Source organism: Nocardia fodinahabitans, from assembly GCF_052983615.1.
This window is the reverse complement of the sequence record NZ_JBRJJC010000001.1, coordinates 4,107,724-4,129,082: the sequence shown is the minus strand read 5'-3', so window position 1 is coordinate 4,129,082 and position 21,359 is coordinate 4,107,724. Positions and strand designations below refer to the sequence as shown.

At 67.9% G+C, this 21,359-nt stretch carries 22 protein-coding genes and 1 tRNA gene; 8 read left to right on the top strand and 15 right to left on the bottom strand.

From position 1 onward, the window contains the following. Positions 1 to 95: 95 nt before the first annotated feature. Positions 96 to 1,130, top strand: a complete 1,035-nt coding sequence (locus tag NV348_RS19275; RefSeq protein ID WP_447148142.1) for a DUF2330 domain-containing protein — start codon at positions 96 to 98, stop codon at positions 1,128 to 1,130. Between the two features lie 70 nt (positions 1,131 to 1,200). Here NV348_RS19275 and NV348_RS19270 read toward each other — a convergent pair whose 3' ends face one another. From NV348_RS19270 to NV348_RS19250, 5 genes are all read right to left on the bottom strand, one after another. After that, complete coding sequence (locus NV348_RS19270; RefSeq protein ID WP_447148141.1) at positions 1,201 to 2,160, bottom strand: alpha/beta hydrolase; 960 nt, start codon at positions 2,158 to 2,160, stop codon at positions 1,201 to 1,203. Positions 2,161 to 2,297: 137 nt separating this feature from the next. Then, positions 2,298 to 2,720 carry an HIT family protein gene (locus tag NV348_RS19265; protein ID WP_447148140.1) on the bottom strand — a complete coding sequence of 141 codons (423 nt, stop codon included), beginning with the start codon at positions 2,718 to 2,720 and terminating at the stop codon, positions 2,298 to 2,300. Between the two features lie 96 nt (positions 2,721 to 2,816). Further along, positions 2,817 to 4,238 (bottom strand): adenylosuccinate lyase, encoded by a 1,422-nt coding sequence (gene purB / locus NV348_RS19260; RefSeq protein WP_447148139.1) that lies wholly within the window; start codon positions 4,236 to 4,238, stop codon positions 2,817 to 2,819. 6 nt (positions 4,239 to 4,244) lie between these two features. Next, complete coding sequence (locus tag NV348_RS19255) at positions 4,245 to 4,898, bottom strand: TetR/AcrR family transcriptional regulator (RefSeq protein WP_218718730.1); 654 nt, start codon at positions 4,896 to 4,898, stop codon at positions 4,245 to 4,247. A 156-nt stretch (positions 4,899 to 5,054) separates the two neighbouring features. Then, positions 5,055 to 6,215 (bottom strand): pyridoxal phosphate-dependent aminotransferase, encoded by a 1,161-nt coding sequence (locus tag NV348_RS19250; protein WP_447148138.1) that lies wholly within the window; start codon positions 6,213 to 6,215, stop codon positions 5,055 to 5,057. A gap of 614 nt (positions 6,216 to 6,829) precedes the next feature. Between NV348_RS19250 and NV348_RS19245 the strand changes: the two genes are divergently transcribed. Next, positions 6,830 to 7,732, top strand: a complete 903-nt coding sequence (locus NV348_RS19245; protein ID WP_447148137.1) for a M23 family metallopeptidase — start codon at positions 6,830 to 6,832, stop codon at positions 7,730 to 7,732. A gap of 58 nt (positions 7,733 to 7,790) precedes the next feature. On the opposite strand, the gene purD is transcribed toward NV348_RS19245, so the two are convergent. Then, positions 7,791 to 9,074 carry a phosphoribosylamine--glycine ligase gene (gene purD, locus NV348_RS19240; protein ID WP_447148136.1) on the bottom strand — a complete coding sequence of 428 codons (1,284 nt, stop codon included), beginning with the start codon at positions 9,072 to 9,074 and terminating at the stop codon, positions 7,791 to 7,793. Positions 9,075 to 9,280: 206 nt separating this feature from the next. Between purD and NV348_RS19235 the strand changes: the two genes are divergently transcribed. Together NV348_RS19235 and NV348_RS19230 are read left to right on the top strand one after the other, a co-directional pair. Beyond that, positions 9,281 to 9,658, top strand: coding sequence for a PH domain-containing protein (locus tag NV348_RS19235; protein ID WP_447148135.1), 378 nt, complete (start codon positions 9,281 to 9,283; stop codon positions 9,656 to 9,658). Between the two features lie 14 nt (positions 9,659 to 9,672). Next, positions 9,673 to 10,098, top strand: a complete 426-nt coding sequence (locus NV348_RS19230; RefSeq protein ID WP_447148134.1) for an HIT family protein — start codon at positions 9,673 to 9,675, stop codon at positions 10,096 to 10,098. A 44-nt stretch (positions 10,099 to 10,142) separates the two neighbouring features. Here the strand turns inward: NV348_RS19230 and NV348_RS19225 are convergent, their stop codons facing one another. From NV348_RS19225 to NV348_RS19210, 4 genes are all read right to left on the bottom strand, one after another. Further along, positions 10,143 to 10,553 (bottom strand): DUF4189 domain-containing protein, encoded by a 411-nt coding sequence (locus NV348_RS19225; RefSeq protein ID WP_447148133.1) that lies wholly within the window; start codon positions 10,551 to 10,553, stop codon positions 10,143 to 10,145. Between the two features lie 185 nt (positions 10,554 to 10,738). Next, positions 10,739 to 10,810: transfer RNA gene (locus NV348_RS19220), tRNA-Thr, on the bottom strand. Between the two features lie 127 nt (positions 10,811 to 10,937). After that, positions 10,938 to 11,174, bottom strand: a complete 237-nt coding sequence (locus NV348_RS19215) for an MbtH family protein (RefSeq protein ID WP_022565839.1) — start codon at positions 11,172 to 11,174, stop codon at positions 10,938 to 10,940. Between the two features lie 119 nt (positions 11,175 to 11,293). Further along, positions 11,294 to 12,127 carry an alpha/beta fold hydrolase gene (locus NV348_RS19210; protein ID WP_447148132.1) on the bottom strand — a complete coding sequence of 278 codons (834 nt, stop codon included), beginning with the start codon at positions 12,125 to 12,127 and terminating at the stop codon, positions 11,294 to 11,296. Between the two features lie 174 nt (positions 12,128 to 12,301). Here NV348_RS19210 and NV348_RS19205 point away from each other — a divergent pair, with 174 nt between their 5' ends. The 4 genes from NV348_RS19205 to NV348_RS19190 all read left to right on the top strand — a co-directional run bounded on the left by NV348_RS19205 (position 12,302) and on the right by NV348_RS19190 (position 16,293). Further along, complete coding sequence (locus tag NV348_RS19205) at positions 12,302 to 12,460, top strand: hypothetical protein (RefSeq protein ID WP_019044795.1); 159 nt, start codon at positions 12,302 to 12,304, stop codon at positions 12,458 to 12,460. Positions 12,461 to 12,525: 65 nt separating this feature from the next. After that, a complete protein-coding gene (locus tag NV348_RS19200) occupies positions 12,526 to 14,061 on the top strand; it encodes an alpha,alpha-trehalose-phosphate synthase (UDP-forming) (protein WP_447148131.1) in 1,536 nt (511 codons plus the stop codon). Between the two features lie 67 nt (positions 14,062 to 14,128). Beyond that, the gene (locus NV348_RS19195) at positions 14,129 to 14,845 is read left to right on the top strand and encodes a response regulator transcription factor (RefSeq protein WP_447148130.1); all 717 of its coding nucleotides are present in this window, start codon (positions 14,129 to 14,131) and stop codon (positions 14,843 to 14,845) included. Further along, entirely contained in the window at positions 14,842 to 16,293 is a 1,452-nt protein-coding gene (locus NV348_RS19190) for a sensor histidine kinase (RefSeq protein WP_447148129.1), read from the top strand. The genes NV348_RS19195 and NV348_RS19190 overlap by 4 nt, the downstream gene beginning before the upstream one ends. Positions 16,294 to 16,343: 50 nt before the next feature. On the opposite strand, the gene NV348_RS19185 is transcribed toward NV348_RS19190, so the two are convergent. The 5 genes from NV348_RS19185 to NV348_RS19165 form a co-directional block, all read right to left on the bottom strand. Then, positions 16,344 to 16,898 carry a hypothetical protein gene (locus tag NV348_RS19185; RefSeq protein WP_447148128.1) on the bottom strand — a complete coding sequence of 185 codons (555 nt, stop codon included), beginning with the start codon at positions 16,896 to 16,898 and terminating at the stop codon, positions 16,344 to 16,346. A 62-nt stretch (positions 16,899 to 16,960) separates the two neighbouring features. Continuing rightward, positions 16,961 to 18,016, bottom strand: coding sequence for an aromatic ring-hydroxylating oxygenase subunit alpha (locus tag NV348_RS19180; protein ID WP_447148127.1), 1,056 nt, complete (start codon positions 18,014 to 18,016; stop codon positions 16,961 to 16,963). A gap of 17 nt (positions 18,017 to 18,033) precedes the next feature. Next, a complete protein-coding gene (locus NV348_RS19175; RefSeq protein WP_447148126.1) occupies positions 18,034 to 18,987 on the bottom strand; it encodes a hypothetical protein in 954 nt (317 codons plus the stop codon). Positions 18,988 to 19,072: 85 nt separating this feature from the next. Then, entirely contained in the window at positions 19,073 to 20,203 is a 1,131-nt protein-coding gene (locus tag NV348_RS19170) for a cytochrome P450 (protein ID WP_447148125.1), read from the bottom strand. A 4-nt stretch (positions 20,204 to 20,207) separates the two neighbouring features. Further along, positions 20,208 to 21,323 carry a cytochrome P450 gene (locus NV348_RS19165; RefSeq protein WP_447148124.1) on the bottom strand — a complete coding sequence of 372 codons (1,116 nt, stop codon included), beginning with the start codon at positions 21,321 to 21,323 and terminating at the stop codon, positions 20,208 to 20,210. Between the last annotated feature and the right edge of the window lie 36 nt (positions 21,324 to 21,359).

Below are 21,359 nucleotides of genomic sequence, written 5' to 3'. Positions count from 1 at the left end.
GCCCGCCAACTCGGCCGGGGCGGGCGCCGGGCCGGGCCCGCTCGGTGAGTATTTCTGCGCATGTGCGCGCGGCGCCGAGTCCGTAGCCTGCTCGCATGGGGATGCGGTACGCGATTCGATCGTTCGTGGTGAGTGTCGGGGTGGTGCTGGCGGCGGGGTCCGCGGCAGTGACTCCCGCGACAGCGTGCGCGTGCGGTGGAGTGGTCAGCGGCGGGAACTCGGCGCGGGTCGACAACGAAACGGCGGTGCTGGGATGGGACGGCACCCGCGAGACGGTGCTGATGCGTCTCGGTATGCGGTTCGACGGGGCCGACGCGGCCTTGATCGTCCCGACGCCGACACCGGCGACCGTCTCGGCGGGCACCGCGGCCTCGTTCAGCGAGCTGTCCCGGCTCACCGCCCCCGAGGTCGTCACGGAGCACCGCTGGTTCGGGAGCGACTACTCCTTCGGCGACACCTCGGGCTCCGCGCCCGGCTCCGGGCCCGAGGTGCTCGGACAGGTCCAGCTCGGCCCGCTGGAGGCGACCACCCTGCGCGGCGGCGACCTCACCGGCGTCCGGGAATGGCTGGACGCCAACGGCTATCAACTCCGCCCCGAGGTCAGCGCCACCCTCGACCCGTATCTCCGCGCGGGCTGGTCCTTCGTCGCGATGCGCCTGACCAGCGCGAAACCCCTTTCCGGTGCGCTCGATCCGGTCCGGTTGACCTTCGACTCGGACCGGCTCGTCTATCCGATGCGGATGTCCGCCGCGGCCACCGGCCACCAGTCGGTCCACCTCTATGTCTTCAGCGACCACCGGGTGACGCGCACCGACGCCGATACCGCCACGCAGTCCACCACCACCGAATTCGCCTCCCCCATCGCCGAACTCACCGATCCGGACCTGAAAGCCCTCGCGGCGGGCAAGAACTACCTCACCGAACTCGACGTCGCCATCCCCCGGCCCGCGACCATCACCACCGATTTCGCCTTCGGTCCCGCCGCGACCGACGAGACCGTTCGCGACCAGGTGGTGCGCCGGGAGTACGTCGAGATCCTGGGCTTCCCCGCGGGTTACGTACTGATCGTCGCGGGGCTCGCGGTGATCGGCGTGCTCGCGGGTGTCGTGTTCCGGCGACGGACCAGGTAGCCGAAACGCACCGCGGCCCGGCTCTCGGGCTGTGGAAGCCGTCGAACCGGGCCGCGGGGTGGAAGAACTCTCAGGCCCCCAGCGCGGGGCCGATGGTCGGCCAGGAGGCGTGCAGCGCGTCCTGCCAGTAGGACCACGAGTGGGTGCCGACCGGGTGGTAGTCGATCTTGGCGCCGATTCCCGCGCCGCGCAGGCGCTGGTCGAAGGCCACCATGCAGGTGTTGACGCCGAGCTCGATGGGACCGCCGAGGAAGATGTTCTCCGCCAGCTGCGGCTTCAGCTCGGCCTCGTGCGGGCCCGGGATGCCGGTCCCGGTGGACATGTACAGGGCCTTGCCGCGCAGTCCCTCGACCATCAGGGCCGGATCGTGCGAGGCCCACTCGGGACTGCCGGGCGCGCCCCACATATTGAGCGGGTTGCCGCCGCGATTGGCGATCGAGAACATGATCGCGCCCGCGGCCATCGCGCTGTCGGGACACGCACTGTAGCCGGCGACGGCCCGGTACAGCCCGGGGTGCCGCGCGGCCAGGATGTAGGCCGCGTTGCCGCCCATGGACAGGCCGCCGATGCCGTTGACGCCGTTACCGTCGAACTCCGCGTCGATCAGGCCGGGCAGTTCCTGGGTCAGGAACGTTTCCCACTTGTACCGGCCGAAGCGCGGGTCGTCGGAGATCCAATCGGAGTAGTAGCTCGCCTGCCCGCCGGTCGGCATCACCACGTTGACGTTCTTGTTCCTGAAGAAGGCCTCCGCGTCGGTCGCGTTGGTCCAGGTGCTCTGGCCGACACCGGGGTCGAGTCCGTCGAGCAGGTAGTAGGTCGAGCGCGAGCCGCCGCCTGCCGGATGCAGCACCTGCAGGTCGACATTGCGACCCATCGCAGGCGAGGCGACCGTGATCGCCGTGCGGGTGGGGCTGAGGTTGTTCACCCCGACGATCTGGGCGGCAGCTGCGGGGGCGGGGTTCACCACCGCGGGTCCGATCAACGCGATGGCGAAAGCCAGCACAGAAGCAGCAACACCTGTACGACGCACGTCCCACCCTCCATTACCGCATGCCAATGACAGTCCAAAGTAACCCAGAGGTGAACGAACTGGAAGCATTCGGCGTTTCGGGCGTTTCTTCAGCAAACTTACCGGTATGCAATGACCGGTTCGCCCGAAAAGGCAGGTCAGCGGGACAGTGCGCCGCGAATCGAACCGGCCAGATAATCGAGATCGGCGCGCGCGGGCGAGGTCGGCCGGGCCCGCAGACCGAAACCGTCACCCGGCGTCCGCGGGATCACGTGCAGGTGCACATGGAAGACTTCCTGCCCGGCCGTGACCCCGTCGGCGAGAAAGAAATTCACCCCGTCGGCGGCCACCTCGCTGGACCGCAGCGCGGCGGCGATCCGCTGCCCGACCTGGAACAGCTTGCCGCCGAGGGCGGGATCGAGATCGGCCAGACTCGGCGCGGCCGCCTTCGGCACCACGAGCACATGCCCCGGCGTCACCGGACGAATGTCCATGAACGCCAGCACATCATCGTCCTCGTAGACCTTGGAGGCGGGCGCCTGCCCGGCGATGATGTCGGCGAAGATCGTGTACGGATTCACCCGGGTACGGTAGCGAAACCGCGCCAGGACCCGCCGCGCGATCGCCCGCCGCCGGTGCTGCGACAGCGACAGCGGCGGGCTGACTCTCAACGGAACTCAGAGAATCGGCGAGGGCGTGTAGCGGGCGGCCGCGGGATTGGCCTCGACCAGCTTCTGCACCTGCGCGACGACCTCGGAGACCTGGTCGGACGCGGCGCCGATGAACGCGGACTTGTCGGCCAGCGCGGCGTCGAGTGCGGCGCGGTCCAGCGGCATCCGATCGTCGGCGGCGAGCCGGTCCAGCAGGTCGGGCTCGCGTCCCTGCTCACGCATGGCCAGCGCCACCGCGACGGCGTGCTCCTTGATGACCTCGTGCGCGGTCTCGCGGCCGACGCCCGCGCGCACCGCCGCCATCAGGATGCGGGTGGTGGCCAGGAACGGCAGGTACCGGTCGAGCTCGCGAGCGACGACCGCCGGGTACGCGCCGAACTCGGCGAGCACGGTCAGGAAGGTCTCCATCTGGCCGTCGATGGCGAAGAACGCGTCCGGCAGCGCGACGCGGCGCACCACCGAGCAGAACACGTCGCCCTCGTTCCACTGCGCGCCAGCGAGCTCGGCGGCCATCGAGCCGTAGCCGCGCAGCACCACCTGCAGGCCGTTGACGCGCTCGCAGGAGCGGGTGTTCATCTTGTGCGGCATCGCCGACGACCCGACCTGGCCGGGCTGGAAGCCCTCGGTGACCAGCTCGTGGCCCGCCATCAGCCGGATGGTGTGCGCGAACGAGGACGGCCCCGCACCCAGCTGCACCAGCGCCGAGAGCACGTCGTGGTCCAGCGAGCGCGGGTACACCTGGCCGACGCTGGTGAAGACCTTCGCGAAGCCGAGGTGCGTCGCCACCTGCTGCTCGAGCGCGGCCAGCTTGCCCGTGTCGCCGTCGAGCAGGTCGAGCATGTCCTGGGCGGTGCCCATCGGGCCCTTGATGCCGCGCAGCGGGTAGCGGTCGATCAGCTCACGCAGCCGGGTCAGCGCGACGAGCACCTCGTCGGCGGCGGAGGCGAAGCGCTTGCCCAGCGTGGTGGCCTGCGCGGCGACGTTGTGCGAGCGGCCCGCCATCACCAGCGCCTGGTACTCGGCGGCGCGCTCGGCCAGCCGGGCCGCGATGGCGACACCGTGGTCGTAGACGTGCTCGAGCGAGAGCCGGATCTGCAGCTGCTCGACGTTCTCGGTGAGGTCGCGGCTGGTCATGCCCTTGTGCACGTGCTCGTGCCCGGCCAGCGCGTTGAACTCCTCGATGCGCGCCTTCACGTCGTGGCGGGTGACCCGCTCACGCTCGGCGATCGAGGCCAGGTCGACGTGTTCGAGCACGCGCTCGTAGTCGTCGAGAACACCCGCGGGGACATCGATGCCGAGTGCCGACTGCGCCCGCAGCACCTCGAGCCACAGCTTGCGCTCGAGCACGATCTTGTTCTCGGGCGACCAGAGCGCGACGAGCTCCGGGCTGGCGTATCGGGTGGCGAGGACGTTCGGGACAAGGCTCACGAACACTCAGTCTAGTTGCCGCGCCCGTTCCAGCTGCTGGGGCATCATGTTGGGCACCACGGGCGGGGCGACGATGTCGATCATCTCCAGCAGACCGGCCCGTGCGGGCCGCCTCGGCTCCGGATGGCCCTCGATCAGCGCGGCGACCACCGCGCCGTCCACCACGGCGACCAGCCTGCGCAACTGTTCGGGGCGCACCACTCGATCGGAGCGGCGCAGCACGTCGGCGAGCAGTTCTTCGAGCTGCGTGCGTAGTCGCAGCTGGACCTCGCGTAACTCGGGATGACGGGCCGAGGCCACCGAGCGCTCGTAGCGGGCGATCAGCTGACCGCGCGCGTCCAGGTCGCTGTCGTCGGGGCCGACCAGCAGGTCCAGGACGAGGTCGACAGTCGCGTCGGTACCGCGCCTGCGATGGCTGACCTCACCGACCCGGCGACGCATCGCGTCGAGCTCGATCGCGCCGCTGAATTCGACGGCCCGGGCGATCAGATCTTCCAGAGATTCGAAGTAGTAGGTGGTCGAGGCGAGCGGAAGATCGGCCCGCGACGCCACCGAGCGATGTCGTACAGCGTCGAAGCCGCCCTCGAGCAACAGTTCAGCCGCCGCCGCCACCAGGGCCTGGCGACGCCGTTCGCCTTTAGGGGTCGTCGCGGTGGTCACCGTGCCATCGTGCCAGTCATCATCAGTTCAACCGTGCGCAATCGTCATCGGGGAAACGCGGGAAATCGGGATAACTGAGTTTTACCGCATCCCGGCACGGAAGTGTTCGTACTAGGCAAAGTTGTTGTCGCACATCACTGTTGACAGCGGTACCGATCAGCCCTTCAGGAACCTTCCCAACCGGTCGAGTGCTGCGGAGATGTCGTCGCCGGAGCCCGCGAAGGAGAAGCGAACAGTGCGAATGCCGTGCACGGTGTCGAAGTCGAGACCGGGTGCCAGCGCGACGCCGGTGTGCTCGAGTACCTCGGCGCACCAGGCCCGGGAGTCATTGGTCAAATGACCGATATCCGCATAGGCGTAGAAGGCGCCGTCGGCGGGGGCGAGTTCGGTGATCCCGATACTCGGCAGACCCTCCAACAACAGCGCCCGGTTGCGCGCGTATCGGCGGACGTGGCCGTCCAGCTCATCCTTGGCTTCCGCGCCGAACGCGTGCACGGCGGCGTACTGGGAGATGGCGGGCGGGCACACCGTCATGTTCGACGCCAGCCGCTGCAGGGCCGGGCGCAGGTCGGCGGGGGCCAGCATCCAGCCCAGCCGCCAGCCGGTCATCGAGAAGTACTTCGACACCGAGCCGATCACCACCGCCGCACGGGAGAACTCCCAGGCCGAGGCGGTCGGCGTCGCGTCGTCGAAGGTGATGCCGTGGTAGATCTCGTCGGAGATCAGCAGGGTGCCGTGCGCTTCGCACCAGCGCGCCAGCGCGGCCAGCTCGGCCGGGTCGATCATCGTGCCGGTCGGGTTGGCCGGGCTCGCCACCACCAGGCCGGCGGGCGGCTCGGGCAGCGCCTCGAGCATGGCGACGGTCGGCTGGAAGCGGGTCTGCGGGCCGCAGTCGAGTTCGACCACCTCGCAGCCGAGCGCGGTGAGGGTGTTCCGGTAGGCCGGGTATCCCGGCCTGGCCACCACCACGGTGTCGCCCGCGTCGAAGGCGGCCAGGAAGATCAGCGTGAACGCGCCCGACGAGCCCGTGGTCACCACGACCTCGTCCGGATGCACGTCATACCCGTAGGCGTCCCGGTGATGCTCCGCGATCGCCTCCCGCAGCGGCAGGATCCCGAACGTCTCGGTGTACCCGAGCAGCTCGTCGTCGATCGCCGCCTTGGTGGCCCGCAACACCGGAGCCGGCGCCTGCGTCGACGGCTGCCCCGCCGCCAGCACCAGCACATCCCCGTGCGACCTGGCCCGTTCAGCAGCCGCTTTCCACACATCCATCACGTAGAAGGGGGGAATGGTCGACCGGCGCGATTCTCTGGACACCCGAGTGACGGTAGAGCACCCCGATCGCGCGCGTTGACAGATATGGTCGGCAGAATGGCTCCGACAGCGAATACGCAGCCACCGGCGCAGCTGGATAGGCCGCGTCGGGGCAGGGCCGCGGGGGCACCATGGAGTGGGTAAGAACGGCGGGGCGAGTGCGGCGGGCGAAGTCGGAGACGGTGGATCGTGCCGCCACGTCGCCGGGCGGCGACGACACTTCCGCTGAGGAGAATTCGCAGGCAGCGGCCGTTACCGCGAGCCGAGCAGCGGTCAGGACCGACTCCCGTGCCGAGACCGCAGCGGTTGCCGTGAGTCGCTCAGCCACCGAAACCAGCACACACCGTCAAGCCACAGCCGACGCGGCAACCGATGAGACCAGCACGCGAAAGCAAGCCACCGCCGGCGCGACAGCAGGCGAGAGCCGCGCACGCAAGCAAGCCATCGCTGACGAGGGCAGCAGCCGCGCGCAGGTCGCGCGCGACGATGCCACGGACGACACCTCGGAGCCGACCGCTGGCGGCCGTGTGAGCAAGCGCGTTGTCAGCATCAATGGCCGTGTTCTGCAGGCGAATTGGCGCGAGCAGTTGCCGTCGAAAGTCGGGGTTCGCGAGCGCGTGACGACCTGGGTCGGTGAGCATCCGACGGTGGGCGAGATCGTCGGGGAACTGCGTGCGGGCGACGTGCGCACGGTGTTCTGGTTGCGCCCCAAGGCGCGGGCCGAGGCGCTGTGGGAGCGGCGGCCGAGCCGGGATCGGGTGCGGCAGGTACTGATCCAGCAACGCGTGCTGATCGCGGGCGTCACGATCGTGGCGGTGTTCGTCGCGGCCGACGGGCGGATCGGCGGCGACGTCGAGGGCGGTCCACTCGCGCCGGGTGAGGCGCAGCGGGTGGCGATCGCCTATATCCCGGAACTCGCGCCGAACCCCCAGTCGACGACGCGTCTGCTCGCCGCCATCGCCAGCGGCGAGAAGCGGCGCGAGGCGGCGGTGGTCGCGGCGGCGGCCCGCGCCACCCTGGAGCGCGCGAAGGCCGAGGCGGCGGCCGCGGCCTCGGGCGAGTGGCAGGACTGGATGGGGACCCGGGCACCGGTGGTCCCCGGGGTCGTGACGCCCGGGTCGACCCCGTCCCTCGGCGGCTTCAGCCTGCCTGCGAAGGGCGCTTTCACCTCGGGTTTCGGCTCCCGCTGGGGCACCATGCACCGCGGCATCGACATCGCCGCCCCCATCGGCAGCCCCATCTACGCCGTCGCCGACGGCACCGTCGTCGAAGCGGGACCCGCCCAGGGCTTCGGCCTGTGGGTGCGCATCCGGCACGACGACGGCACCATCAGCATCTACGGCCACATGTACGACTTCTTCGTCTCCCCCGGCGAACGCGTCCCCGCGGGCATGCAGATCGCCCGCATCGGCAACCGCGGCGACTCCACCGGCCCCCACCTGCACTTCGAGATCGTCCAGAGCGGCAACCACGTCGACCCCCAGGCCTGGCTCGCCATGCACGGCCTCCAGCTCACCTGACGACACGGAAAAGGCATCGAGCCCAGCCGGCCCGATGCCCTCCGTTCGTGTTTCCCGATTACTCGGCCGCGGCCTTGCGTTCCGGGACCACCACCTCGGTCGCGCCGATGTCGGTGCGGAAGTGGCTGCCGGGCAGCTTGATCTGGGCGAGGCGCGCGTAGGCGCGCTCCCTGGCCTCGGCGAGGTCGGCGCCGACGCCGACGACGTTGAGGACCCGGCCACCGGCCGAGACCAGTGCCTTGTCCTCGCGCTGGCCGGTGCCCGCGTGCAGCACCAGCGTCTTGCCTTCCAGCGCACCGTCCTCGGCGCCGGTGATCACGTCACCGGTGCGCGGGCGGGCCGGGTAGTTCTCGGCGGCCAGCACGACGGTGATCGCGGAGCCGTCCTTCCAGCGCGGCGCCTCGACCTCGGCCAGGCGGCCGGTGGCGGTGGCGTACAGCAGCTCGGCGAACGGGCTGTCCAGTAGGGCCAGCACGGCCTGGGTCTCGGGATCGCCGAAGCGGCAGTTGAACTCGACGACCGCGGGACCGTTGGTGCCGACGGCCAGACCCGCGTACAGCAGACCGGAGAACGAGCTACCCCGGCGGACCAGCTCAGCCGCGACCGGCTTCACCACGTCCTCGACGATCTCGGTCAGTGTCTCCGCGGGCAGCCAGGGCAGCGGCGTGTAGGCGCCCATGCCGCCGGTGTTGGGGCCGGAGTCGCCGTCGCCGACGCGCTTGTGGTCCTGGGCGGGCAGCAGCGGTACCACGGTCTCGCCGTCGACCAGGCAGAACAGCGATACCTCCGGACCGTCCAGGAACGACTCCAGCAGCACCGGGTGGCCCTGTTCGAGCAGCTCGGCACCGTGATCGCGGGCCGCGCGGCGGTCGTCGGTCACCACGACGCCCTTGCCCGCGGCCAGTCCGTCGTCCTTGACGACCCAGGTCGGGCCGAAGCGGTCGAGCGCGGCGTCCAGGTCGGCCGGGGTGTCGACGATCTCACTGTGCGCGGTCCGCACACCGGCGGCCGCCATCACGTCCTTGGCGAACGCCTTCGATCCCTCGATCCGGGCCGCGTCCTTGGACGGACCGAACACCGGGAATCCGGCCGCGCGCACGGCGTCGGCGATGCCGAGCACCAGCGGCACCTCGGGTCCGATCACCACGAGATCGGCGGCGACCTCGGTGGCCAGCGCGACAACGTCCTCGGCGGCGCACGGATCGACCGGCCGTAGCTCGGCATGCTGTCCGATGCCCGGGTTGCCCGGGGCGGCGATCACCGCCGTCACCGACGGATCCCGGCGCAGCGCCAGGACGAGGGCATGTTCACGGGCTCCGGAACCGATGACGAGTACGCGCACGGTCACAGATTAGTCGCGCACTTCGCGCGTACTTCGCACGCCCCGGCCTGCTGCCGGGTCGTGATATCCGGCGGCAGCCACCGCCCCGCGGATCCCCGCCCCGGTACCGGGAATTCACCCGCACACGCCACCCACATCGGGTTCGATTGGGGGACAATGGGGCTGGCGTGCCAACAGGGCCGCCGAACAGGCGAGGGGAGCACAGCATGAGTCTGCTCGACGGAATGATGGGCAATGCGGGCCGGATCGACCCGGCCGCCGCCCAGCAGGAGTACGCCAAGCTGTTCGGCCAGGGTGAGCAGGTCTATTCGGCCTTCATCCTGGTGCGCGACGCGATGCTGTTCACCAATCGCCGGCTGATCCTGGTCGACAAGCAGGGCGTCACCGGCCGCAAGGTCAGCTATCACTCCATCCCCTACCGCTCGATCACCCATTTCGCCGTCGAGACCGCAGGCACCTTCGACCTCGACGCCGAGCTCTACATCTGGATCGGCAGCGGGGACGAGCCGGTCAAGCAGCGGTTCAACCGTCAGGTCGACATCTACGAGGTGCAGGGCATCCTGTCGCATTTCGTCGCGATCTAGCTAGGCTCGCCGCTATGGCATCCGTCTTCAGCGCGATCATCGCCGGACAGCTTCCCGGCCGTTTCGTCTGGGAGGACGACGAGTTCGTCGCCTTCCTCACCATCGCCCCCGTCACCCAAGGTCACACCCTCATCGTCCCGCGCGCCGAGATCGACCAGTGGCAGGACGTCGACCCGGCCGTCATGGCGCGCCTGACCGGCCTCGCCCAGAAGATCGGCCAGGCCGTCCGCATCGCCTTCGACGCCCCCCGCGCCGGCCTCCTCATCGCGGGTCTGGAAGTCCCCCACCTGCACATCCACGTCTTCCCCGCCTACACCATGGGCGACTTCGACATCTCCGGCGCCGACACCGCCCCCACCCCCGAATCCCTCGACGAGGCCCAGACCAAGATCAAGGCCGCCCTCCGGGAACTCGGCTACGAGGCCAACGTCCCGGCCTGAGGCGGCCTGGCCGTGCGGTCAGGATTGAACCGACGGCCTGTCGATCAAAGCCAGGTGCAGGCGTGGTCGCGATTGAACGAGCCGGCGCTTCCGGCGCCGGTGGGGAGGTTGCGGGTGGCGTCTGCGATTGCCTCCCCCGGGGTCGCACCCTTACCGAAGCCCACGATCGGGAACCCCGCGAGGATCGCGAGCGGACTCGTCACGACTGCACCGCAGCCGTTCGCGAACGTCACCATCGTCCGGCAGTCGATGATGCCTTGACCCTTGCACGCCCGGTCTGCGGCTCGAACAGCGTCGGCTTCCGTCGGGTGGTTGACCGAAAACGCGTAGACGTTGCCCCACACGCTGAGGGAAACGGCGCCCCAGTTGACCGGGTCGGCGGTGGCGGGCGGTGCCGCGAGGACGGCAGCGGCGCTCACCGAGAGCACGGCGGCCGCAAAGGACTTGTCGAACATGTGGAGTGTCTTCCTCTGCGCGCCGGCTGGTGCGGCGATCGCATGGAAGATACCGCAGCGCATGGACGCGGGGTCGCCCCAAAAGTCTTGGGGTCGACCGCCCCCGCTTTTCTCGGGCACGACCCGCCGTTGCGCACCACGAACGACAAAGAACCCGACCCGTTGTACGGGTCGGGTTCTGTGAGAGCCCCCTGTCAGGATTGAACTGACGACCTTCGCTTTACAAGAGCGGTGCTCTACCACTGAGCTAAGGAGGCGGGTACGAACAGGTGCCCCGGAGGGCAGCGATCATCATAGCGGGACGCGGCGGCCGCGTGGCATCGGTAGGAGTGCCACGCAGCCGTCGTGCTCAGCGATGTCCCGGCGCAGTATCGGTGTTACTGCTCAGGACTGGGCGCGGGCCGCATCGTCGGCGGCCATCGCGTCACGCAGGCTCTTGGGACGCATATCGGTCCAGTTCTTCTCGACGTACTCGACGCACGCGGCCCGGCTCTCTTCGCCGAACACGACACGCCAACCCGCCGGGACCTCCGCGAACGCGGGCCACAGGGAGTGCTGCTCTTCGTCGTTGACCAGAACGAAGAAGCGGCCGTCCTCGTCGTCGAAGGGGTTGGTGCTCAATTTCACCTCACTGGATACTGGCGCTGTGTACGGGATCGCTTCGGGGGGCGAACCCCGGGCGTTGTGTCGACCCTAGCAAGGCTGACGTTACGTGTAGGTGGTTACCTCAGCCTCGACGGTCAAGCCGCGAAGAAATCGAGGAGGATCTTGTTGACCGCCTCGGGGCGTTCCAGGTAGCCGTAGTGGCCGGTGTCCGGGATTTCCTGGTACCTGGCGCCGGGGATGGCGTCAGCGACTTCCCGCGACAGATAAGGCGGAATCATCCTATCATCGGCGAAGCCAATCGCCAGGCAGGGAACCGTGATTCCGCGATAGGCGGCCACCCGGTCGAACTCGTGATCCATCGCGCGCTGGGCCCGGATACCGGGGGTAGCGGCGCCGCCGGTGAACTCGAACAGGTCCAGCCAGTCGCGGGCGGCGTTGGTATCGGACATCGTCGCGGGCGACAGATTCATCACCGCGGTCAGCGCCGCTTCGAACTTGGCGGGCAGCTTCACACCGGCGGCGTCGAGGTCCTGTTCACCGGCCGAGAGCGTCTTCTGGAACTGGTCGAGCCTGCCGTGCCCGGCCATGAAAACGGCCTTGCGGACCAGGTCGGGACGGGCCAGTGCCAATTCCTGGGCGACCCTGGCGCCCATCGAGGTACCGGCGACCAGGGCGGGCCCCTCGTCGAGGAACTCGATCAGTGCCGCCGTGTCGGCGACCAGCTCTTCGATCCGCATGCCGCCCGCGGCTTCGAACGACGGCGCGATACCCCGGTTGTCGAAGGTGCACACCCGATACCCGGCCGCGACCAGGGCGGGGACCTGGTGGAGTTCCCACACCCGACCCGGCGATCCGGTGCCCATGATCAACACCACCAGCGGACCACCGCGCTTGACGTCGGTGCCCTTGGTACGGTCGCCCTTGACCTGATAGTTCAGTGCGATGCCGTTCACCGTGGCCACTGGCATGAAAACAAACCTCTCTGCGGGGTTGAGCTGTCCGACACTCACGGTAACGGGACCGCCACGACACTGCACCGGGGTGGGGTGATCGGGTCGGGAGTTCATCGGCCGTGCACGGGCGACCGATAGTATTGACTACTCGCACGCAGAGCGTTTGGAAACCCGGGAGGACGAACCACTATGGCCGCCAAGAGCAGCGCCAACGACATCGCCGACGACGAGCTCGAGCCGCTGGCCGACGAGACCGCTCGCCAGGCACAGCGTGTCGTCGCGGCGTACGCCGAAGACGCCGACGAGTGCCGGATGCTGCTGTCGATGCTCGGCATCGGCCCCAGCTGACCCTCCTACGACCACAATCTCAAAGCGGGACCCTGCGACGCGCAAAGGATGCGTGAGTGGACCAAATGATCGATAAACAGTCCAACGACCGTCCGTCCGAGAACAGCGAATCCGTCGCGGCCGCACCGACCGGTGCGGGCTCGGGATTCGTCGTCGTCGCGAACCGGCTGCCGGTCGACCTCGAGCGTCTGCCCGACGGCACGACCAGGTGGAAGCGCAGCCCGGGTGGTCTGGTGACCGCCCTGGAACCGGTATTGCGCAGCAACAAGGGGGCGTGGGTCGGCTGGGCGGGCGTCCCGGACGTCGAGGTCGCGCCGATCATCGAAGACGGTCTGGAACTGCATCCGGTGCCGCTGACGGCGCAGGAGGTCGAGGACTACTACGAGGGGTTCTCCAACGGCACGCTGTGGCCGCTGTACCACGATGTGATCGTGCGCCCGGTCTACGACCGGGCGTGGTGGGCCGCCTATGTCGAGGTCAACCGCCGGTTCGCGGAGGAGACCGCCAAGGTGGCCGCCGAGGGCGCCACCGTCTGGGTGCAGGACTACCAGCTGCAGCTGGTGCCGAAGATGCTGCGCATGCTGCGGCCCGACCTCACCATCGGCTTCTTCCTGCACATCCCGTTCCCGCCGGTCGAGCTGTTCATGCAGATGCCGTGGCGGACCGAGATCGTCGAGGGCCTGCTGGGCGCCGACCTGATCGGTTTCCACCTCCCCGGCGGCGCGCAGAACTTCCTCTACCTGGCCCGCCGACTGGCCGGTCAGCCCACCTCACGGGGCACCATCGGGGTGCGTTCCAAGCTGGGCGTCGTGCAGGTCGGCTTCCGCACGGTGCGCGTCGGCGCGTTCCCCATCTCGATCGACTCCGCCGAGCTCGACGAGCACTCCCGGCGCCGTTCGGTGCGGGAGCGGGCCGCCAAGATCCGCGCCGAGCTGGGCAATCCGAAGAACATCATGCTCGGCGTCGACCGCCTGGACTACACCAAGGGCATCGACATCCGGCTCAACGCCCTGCAGGAACTCCTGGAAGAGGGCCGGGTCGACCCCGCCGAGACGGTGATGGTGCAGCTGGCCACCCCGAGCCGGGAGCGGGTGCAGAGCTACATCAAGATGCGCGGCGACATCGAGCGCCAGGTCGGCCGGATCAACGGCGAGTTCGCCCGGGTCGGCTACCCGGTCGTGCACTATCTGCACCGCCCGATCCCCCGCGACGAACTGATCGCCTTCTTCGTCGCCGCCGACGCCATGCTGGTCACGCCCCTGCGCGACGGCATGAACCTGGTCGCCAAGGAGTACGTGGCCTGCCACAGCGACCTCAACGGCGCCCTGGTGCTGAGCGAGTTCACCGGCGCCGCGGCCGAGCTGCGCCAGTCCTACCTGTGCAACCCGCACGACCTGGACAGCGTCAAGGACGCCATCATCGGCGCGCTCGACGACGACCGCGACACCAAGCGCCGCCGGATGCGCTCGATGCGCCGCCAGGTGCTGACCCACGACGTCGAACGCTGGGCCCGCGCCTTCCTCGACGCGCTGTCCCAGGGCAATGTCGCCGGATCGGCCCTGCTCAGCGAGGACGAGGACGTGTTCCGCGAATCGCGCTGAGGCGCTCACAGCTACCTCACAGCGCGGGTCCAGCCACTTCCCAGCCGGGTGGTGGACCATGACACCTATGAGCGGTGTGCCGGAAGCACCCGAAGCCAGGGTGCTCGTCGTCGACGACGAACCGATGATCGTCGAATTGCTGGCCGTGAGCCTGCGCTACCAGGGCTTCGAGGTGGCCACGGCGAGCGACGGCGCCGCGGGCCTGGACAAGGCCCGCGCGTTCCGGCCGGAGGCGCTGATCGTCGACGTGATGATGCCCGGCATGGACGGCTTCGGCCTGCTGCGCCGGTTGCGCGCCGACGGCATCGACGCGCCGGTGCTGTTCCTGACCGCCCGCGACGAGGTCGAGGACAAGATCACCGGCCTCACCCTGGGCGCCGACGACTACGTCACCAAGCCGTTCAGCCTCGAGGAAGTGGTGGCCCGGCTGCGGGTGATCCTGCGCCGCGCCGGCCGCACCGCGCCCGAGCAGGCCGGCACCCGGCTGCGCTTCGCCGACATCGAACTCGACGACGACACCCACGAGGTGTGGAAGGCGGGCGAGCCGGTGGCCCTGTCCCCCACCGAATTCACGCTGCTGCGCTATTTCATGGTGAACGCGGGCAGCGTGCTCAGCAAACCCCGCATCCTGGATCACGTGTGGCGCTACGACTTCGGCGGCGAGGTCGGCGTGGTGGAGACCTACGTGTCGTATCTGCGCAAGAAGGTCGACACCGGCGAACAGCGGTTGATCCACACCCTGCGCGGCGTCGGGTACGTCATGCGGGAGTCGGCCGCGCGATGAATCCGCGCGCTCGCGTCGCCCGTGCGTTCTCGGCGATCCCGCTGCGCGTGACGCTGGTGGTCATGCTGGTGGCCTTGGCCGGATTCGGTTTGATCGCTTCGGGTTTCGTCGTCACCAAGGCGATGGAGAACTCGCTGCGGAACCGCACCGACCAGCAGCTGACCGATGCCGCGATCGAATGGGAGCGCCGGGTCGGGCTACCCGCGCCGCCCCTGCCCGCGCCCGCACCGGACCGGCAGCCGCCGGGGCGGTACTACCTGACCGCCGCGAGCACCGACGGCACCCGCACCATCACGCTGGACAACGTCTTCGGCACCGATGCCGAGCCAGCTCTGCCGAATCCCCCTGCGCTCCAACCGGTCACCGTCGGCTCACAGGGCGATTCGACCGACCAGTGGCGGGTGCTGACGGTGAACGGGCAACGCGCCACGGCGACCGTCGCGTGGCCGCTCACCGAGAACATCGAGACAGTGCGCAATCTCGTCGTGCTGCAACTGGTGGTGGGCGCGATCGTGCTGATCGCCCTGGCCGTCGCCGCCTACTTCGTGGTGCGCGGCAGTCTGCGGCCGCTGCGCCGGGTCGAGGCCACCGCGGCGGCGATCGCGGAAGGCCAGCTGCATCGCCGGGTTCCGGTGCGCGGCACCGACACCGAGGTCGACCGGCTCTCGCGTTCGCTCAACAGCATGCTCACCCAGATCCAGCAGGCCTTCGCCGCGACCGAGGCCTCCGAGGCCGCGGCGCGCGAATCCGAGGCCAGGATGCGCCGTTTCGTCGCCGATGCCAGTCACGAACTGCGCACCCCGCTCACCACCATCCGCGGCTTCGCCGAGCTGTACCGGCAGGGCGCGACCGGCGATCCGGCGATGTTCATGAACCGCATCGAGCACGAGGCACAGCGAATGGGCCTGCTGGTGGAGGACCTGCTGATGCTGGCCAGACTGGACGCGCAACGCCCCGCCGACCTGCGACCGGTCGATGTGCTCGCGATCGCGGGCGATGCCGTGCACGGCGCCCGCGCGGTCGAGGCCGCCGAGGGCGAGCACCGGCCGATCACCCTCGAGATCGCCGATGGCACCGGCACCTTGGAAATCCTCGGCGACGATCACCGGCTGCGCCAGATCATGACCAACCTGCTGAACAACGCCCGGACCCATACGCCGGACGGTACGTCGATCACCGTGCGGCTGACCCCGGCCGAGGACGAGGTGCTCCTCGAGGTCGCCGATACCGGCCCGGGATTGTCCACGGAGGAATCGGCGCGGATCTTCGAACGCTTCTATCGCGCCGACGCCTCACGCACCCGCAGCAGCGGCGGCACGGGCCTCGGGCTGTCCATCGTGGCCGCGCTGGTAGCGGCCCACAACGGCACAGTGGCGGTCGCGCCGACACCGGGCGGTGGCGCGACCTTCGTGGTCCGGCTACCCCGAGACAACCGCGGCCCGGCCTGAGTTCAGGCCGGGCCGACGGGCACGGAGGATGCGCTACGCGACGCGGTGGATCAGCCTTGCAGCAGCACGGCGGCCGTCGTCACGACGTGCTGCATCGGCACCGTGATGCAGTTCTCGTCGAGGTGATCGGGATCCGGGCCCGACACCGACGCGGTCGTGAGCTTGTACCCACCCGCGGCGCCCGTCATCAAGCCGAAGGGGCCGACGCCGCCGTAATAGAGCGTGCCGGACAGTTCGAAGGGCGTGCCATCGGACGCGGTGAGCGACATCGTCATTCGGCCGGTACCCGTGTTGGCGATGCAGTCGCTGATATTGCGGATTCCGAAAATGCCCAGCCCGGTCTGGGCATCCCACGTCGCAAAGCCGGGCTTCCCGTCGAATGTCTTCCCGCCGAGCCGGCCGGTGCAGGTGATCGGCCCGGACCCGGAATCATTCAGCGGTTCGGGCGTCAGAGTCGCAGGCGGCGTCATCACCTCGCGCGCGTTGAACGTGCACAGTGCCAGAGATGGCGATTCGTTCGGATCGGCTGTCGCGGCGGCAGGGTATACGGCAGCCGCCGCGCAGAAGATCGCCGATACGGCGCCGATGAACATACGTGTACGCATGCGAAGATTCCCACCTTGTTTCCGACGGCCATGGTGAGCCCATTGCCATAGTTGAATTTCGGTTATTCCGACGGATAGAACTGACGGGTCCAGAGACGGAACCGGCTCAGGGTCGACTCGCCCGCGACGAGGCGCGGATGGGGGTTGTAGCGCTTGTTCTCCCAGATCGGAATGTCTTCTCCGAGCACCTTGACCACTCCACGCAGCGCGGCTCGAGCGACCACCGGGGCGAGCGCCTTGGACGCGGCCCCACCCGTGCCTTGGCAGGTGACCACCGAGTGTAAATGCGTGCGCCACGGCCCGATCGGCGTCTGCAGGCCCCACATCTGGGCGACCACACCCAGTCGCGGGATCGTGAACCGAATATGGGTGTAGCCCAGGCCAGCCATGACAATCGTTTGCTGGTTGTCGAGGAACCCGGCGCCGCTCTGCCCGGTCGATCGGGTATGCACCCGGAACACCGGCCCGTCGGCCTCACACGGCTCGGCCTCCGCCATATGGACGCCGTGCAGGATTGACAGATGCCGGAAATCGGCGGCGTTCTCCGCCATCTCCTGGGCGTGGGTCGGGATCTCTCCCGACCACCGAAACATCGGCACCACCGCGGGATCGGCGACCTCGGGCAACTCCCAGGTCGGCGCCCGGCCCTCCGGACCGTGCCAGACGAACACCATGCCGTGCTGCTCCCGCACCTCGTAATGGCTCAACCCGGCCGGAATCGTCGCTCCGTCGGGGCTGTCCACGCAACGCCCGTCCGGGGCGAATTCGAAATGATGGAACGGGCACACCAGGTTCTCACCCGTCACCGCGCCTCCCACTCCTAGATGCGCACCCAGATGCGGGCAATACGGTCGCACCACACGCACCAGGCCCGAGCGCGTCCGATAGACCACGACCTCGCCGTCCATCAGCCGCGCCCGCCGGACTGTTCCCGGCTTCAGATCACGAATATCGGCGACCCAGAACCAGCCGGTCGGATACCCCAGCGGGTCAACGGATTCGGCGGGCCGAACCGCGCCCGATGGCGAGGACGTACCCTTGGCTCGAAGAGCGGATTCCTGCGTGACGCGCGGCATCAGCCCGGCCACCTCCGTCGGCAACTCGTAGTTGTCATGCATGGATCAGGTCTGTCTTCTCAGACGGTCTCAGCGCGGATTCCGCCGAGTATCTCGAGCAGTTCGGCCCGCCGATCGAAGTCGGATGGCTGGGTGAAAAGCTCGACCAGAAACGGCTGGGCCACAGGCGCGGGCAAGCCGGGGCCGATCACCAGCGCGGCCTGGCTGCCGAGATTGTCCATCTCCTCGACCAATGGCTCGTATCGCGCGGGCAACAGGTTGTGTCCCAGCATGAACTCGTGGACTTCGTGCGCGGTGGTGAGTGACCGCCGGTTCACCGGGGAACAGATCGGTACCTTCGGGTCTCGAAATGTCATGGCGTCGATGAACGGTTTCATGAAATCGGCGGCGTACTGCTGCAACGGCGAATGAAATGCGCTGTGGTAGCCCGGGAACAGGAACATATGGACTCCCTCGGGCGCGGCCGCCTGCAACTTGTGCAACGAGGACTGATAGCCCGAAACGACGAAGGAGCGCCGCTCGAGATCGACCGGACCGGTGTCGACGGCGAGATACACGCCCGGATGATCGGGTCCATAGTAATTCTCCGGACGGTCCGATACAGCCGTGCCGATCAGCATCATGCCCTGTTCCGGCGAATCAGGGTCCGACGGCGGCACCAGTCGGCGCTGATGAAGCATGGCGTACAACTCATGTCGCTCGATCGCGCCCGCCACGCAGGCACCGATCAACGCGCCCAGGCTCAGCCCCCCGACCGCGTCGGCTTCGAAACCGCCTTCGGTCAGGTCATCGACCAGCCCGAGCGTTAATGCCGCATGTCGCAGCGCATTACGACTGTGTTCATCCTCCGATGCCTCGTCCTCACCTGCGACGCGGAACTCAGATTCCGATACGCCCACTACGGCGGCAGCCTCCGCATACGCCTTCCGGACGGCCGGGCTGCGACGGTGGAATTCCTCCACTACATCGGCCTCGACGGTTACCTGACCCCCGAAAATAAATGAAACCCGCATGATCTCCCCTGACCCCCTGACAGATGACCGCACCTTTCTCGAGCACGGCCGGCTATAGATGATTTTGGCGTCACGCCAATCGGCTTCACCAGATGACGGGAAGCTCGGCGACCCCGCCGGTGAAGGTATCTTCTCGCATCCGCACATCGGCCGGATCGACTGCCAGCCGCATAGTGGGGAATCGTGAAACAAGCTGCGAATAGACGACTTGCAGTTCGACCCGGGCAAGGGGCGCGCCTACGCAATAGCGCAGTCCGTACCCGAATGTCAGATGCGCCGCCTCTTTCCGGGCGATGTCGATACGGTCCGGATCTGTGAACACCGCTGCATCGTGATTGGCCGCTGTGAGATCCAGTACCACCAGATCGCCCGCGCCGATCCCGACGCCGTCGACCTCGAAATCCGCACGGGCATATCGGGGCAGTCCCACGGCATTCGGCACGCGCAGCAGCTCTTCCGCTGCGTTGGCGACCAACTCCGGGCGATCCACCAGCGCCTGCCATTGCTCCCGGTCCTGCAACAGATGCATTGCGCCCATGCCGATTTGCACGACCGAGGTCTCATGCCCGGCGAACAACATGACCATGGCGAGCAGAGCTGCCCCGGAGTCCGTGAGGTCGTCGCGCTCACACAGTTGCGAGAGGACGTCATCGGCTGGGTCCGCCCGCTTGCGCACCACCAATTCCAAGCAATAGCCCAGCATTTCACCTGCCGCGGCAGCCGCTTTGAGAGCGTCGGTGGCAGTGGCCATGGCATCAGTCCAGCTACGCAGCCTGTCGCACTCCTGCACAGGCGCACCGAGCAGCTCACAGATAACCATCAGCGGCAACGGCGACGCCACCGCGGCGTAGAGATCCGCCGGCGAGCCGGACTCCGCCATGGTGTCGAACAGCCCAGAGGCGATTTCCTCGACTCGCCCGCGAAATGCACGCATCTTCGCCGGCGCGAAATGCGGCTGCAGAATGCTGCGCATTCGCTCGTGCTCGGCGTGCTCGGTAGCGAAATCACCCATCGGTCCACCGAAGAACGTCGATTCCGCGACCCGGGCTGCCGTTTCCGGTGCCGGATGGGCGCGACCGAGGTTCGGATCGGAGAACAGTTTTCGCACCTGGTCGTATTGCGATACCAACCAGCCCTCGTGTCCCGTCGCGGTCGAGATCCGGCGGATACCGCGGTGGTCGATCGGGCAACCGGGCGCAGACGTTTCGCGTGTCATTCGGTCACCACTCCACCGGCAAGGCGACCAGGCCCTTGGTGGCCACGTCCTCTCGCATCGTCAACGTCGCCGGGTCGACCGCGAGCCGCATCGTCGGGAACTTCGCGATCAGCTGGGCGAACAGGACGGAGAGCTCGATGCGGGCGAGCGGTGCACCGACGCAGTAGCGTGGCCCAAAGCCGAACGCGAGGTGTGCTCCCTGCTTACGAGTCACATCGACTTCGTGTGGCTCGGTGAAGACCTCGGGGTCGTGATTCGCCGAATCCACGTCGAGCAGCACGAGATCGCCGGTCGAAACTGTCTGGCCTTCGATATCCATGTCCGTACGGGCGTAGCGAATGAATCCCGTCGAATCCTGCACTCGCAGTATCTCTTCCACAGCGGTGGCGAGAAGTCCCGGATTGTCTACCAATCGCTGCCACTGGCTACGATTCTCGAGCAACTTCATGAGTCCCAAGCCCATTTCGACGACCGTCGTCTCTTGCCCCGCCAGCAACAGCATCATCGCCAACGTGGCGATCGAGTCGTCGGTGAGCTCAGGGTTCTCACACAGTCGGGACAGCACGTCCGGGCCCGGCTCAACACGTTTGCGCTGGATCAGCGTCATGCAATAGACGAACCACTCGGCGCCCGCCTGACCGGATTTCTGCCCGTCGTACTTGTCGAATATCGCCGCGCTCCAATGCTGGAACTTCTCCCGATCTTCGAACGGCGCACCCAGCAGTTCGCAGATCACCAGCACGGGTAGGCGACTCGCGACATACTCATGAAAATCGGCCGGCGATCCGAGGGCAGCGAATTCTTCCAGCACCTCAGTGGTTACCGATTCGATGCGGGGCAGCAGTTCGCGCATCGCAGACGGCGAGAAAAGCGGATTGAGCAGTGTCCGCAACCGCTCATGATCCTCCCACTCGGTATCGAAGCTGCCGATCGGACCGCCGAACATCGTCGACTCAGTCTTACGAGGCGCCATGTCCGGCGTCGGATGTGAACGACCAAGTCTCTTGTCGGAGAACATTTTTCGCACGTTGGAATAGCCACTTACCAGCCATGCATCATCCCCGGTCTCGGTGGTGATGTGGCGAATCGGGCAGCTCAGCGCGGTGGATTCCGTACTCAATTTTGCTACTCCCCCAGTAAGAACGCGTAATCGACC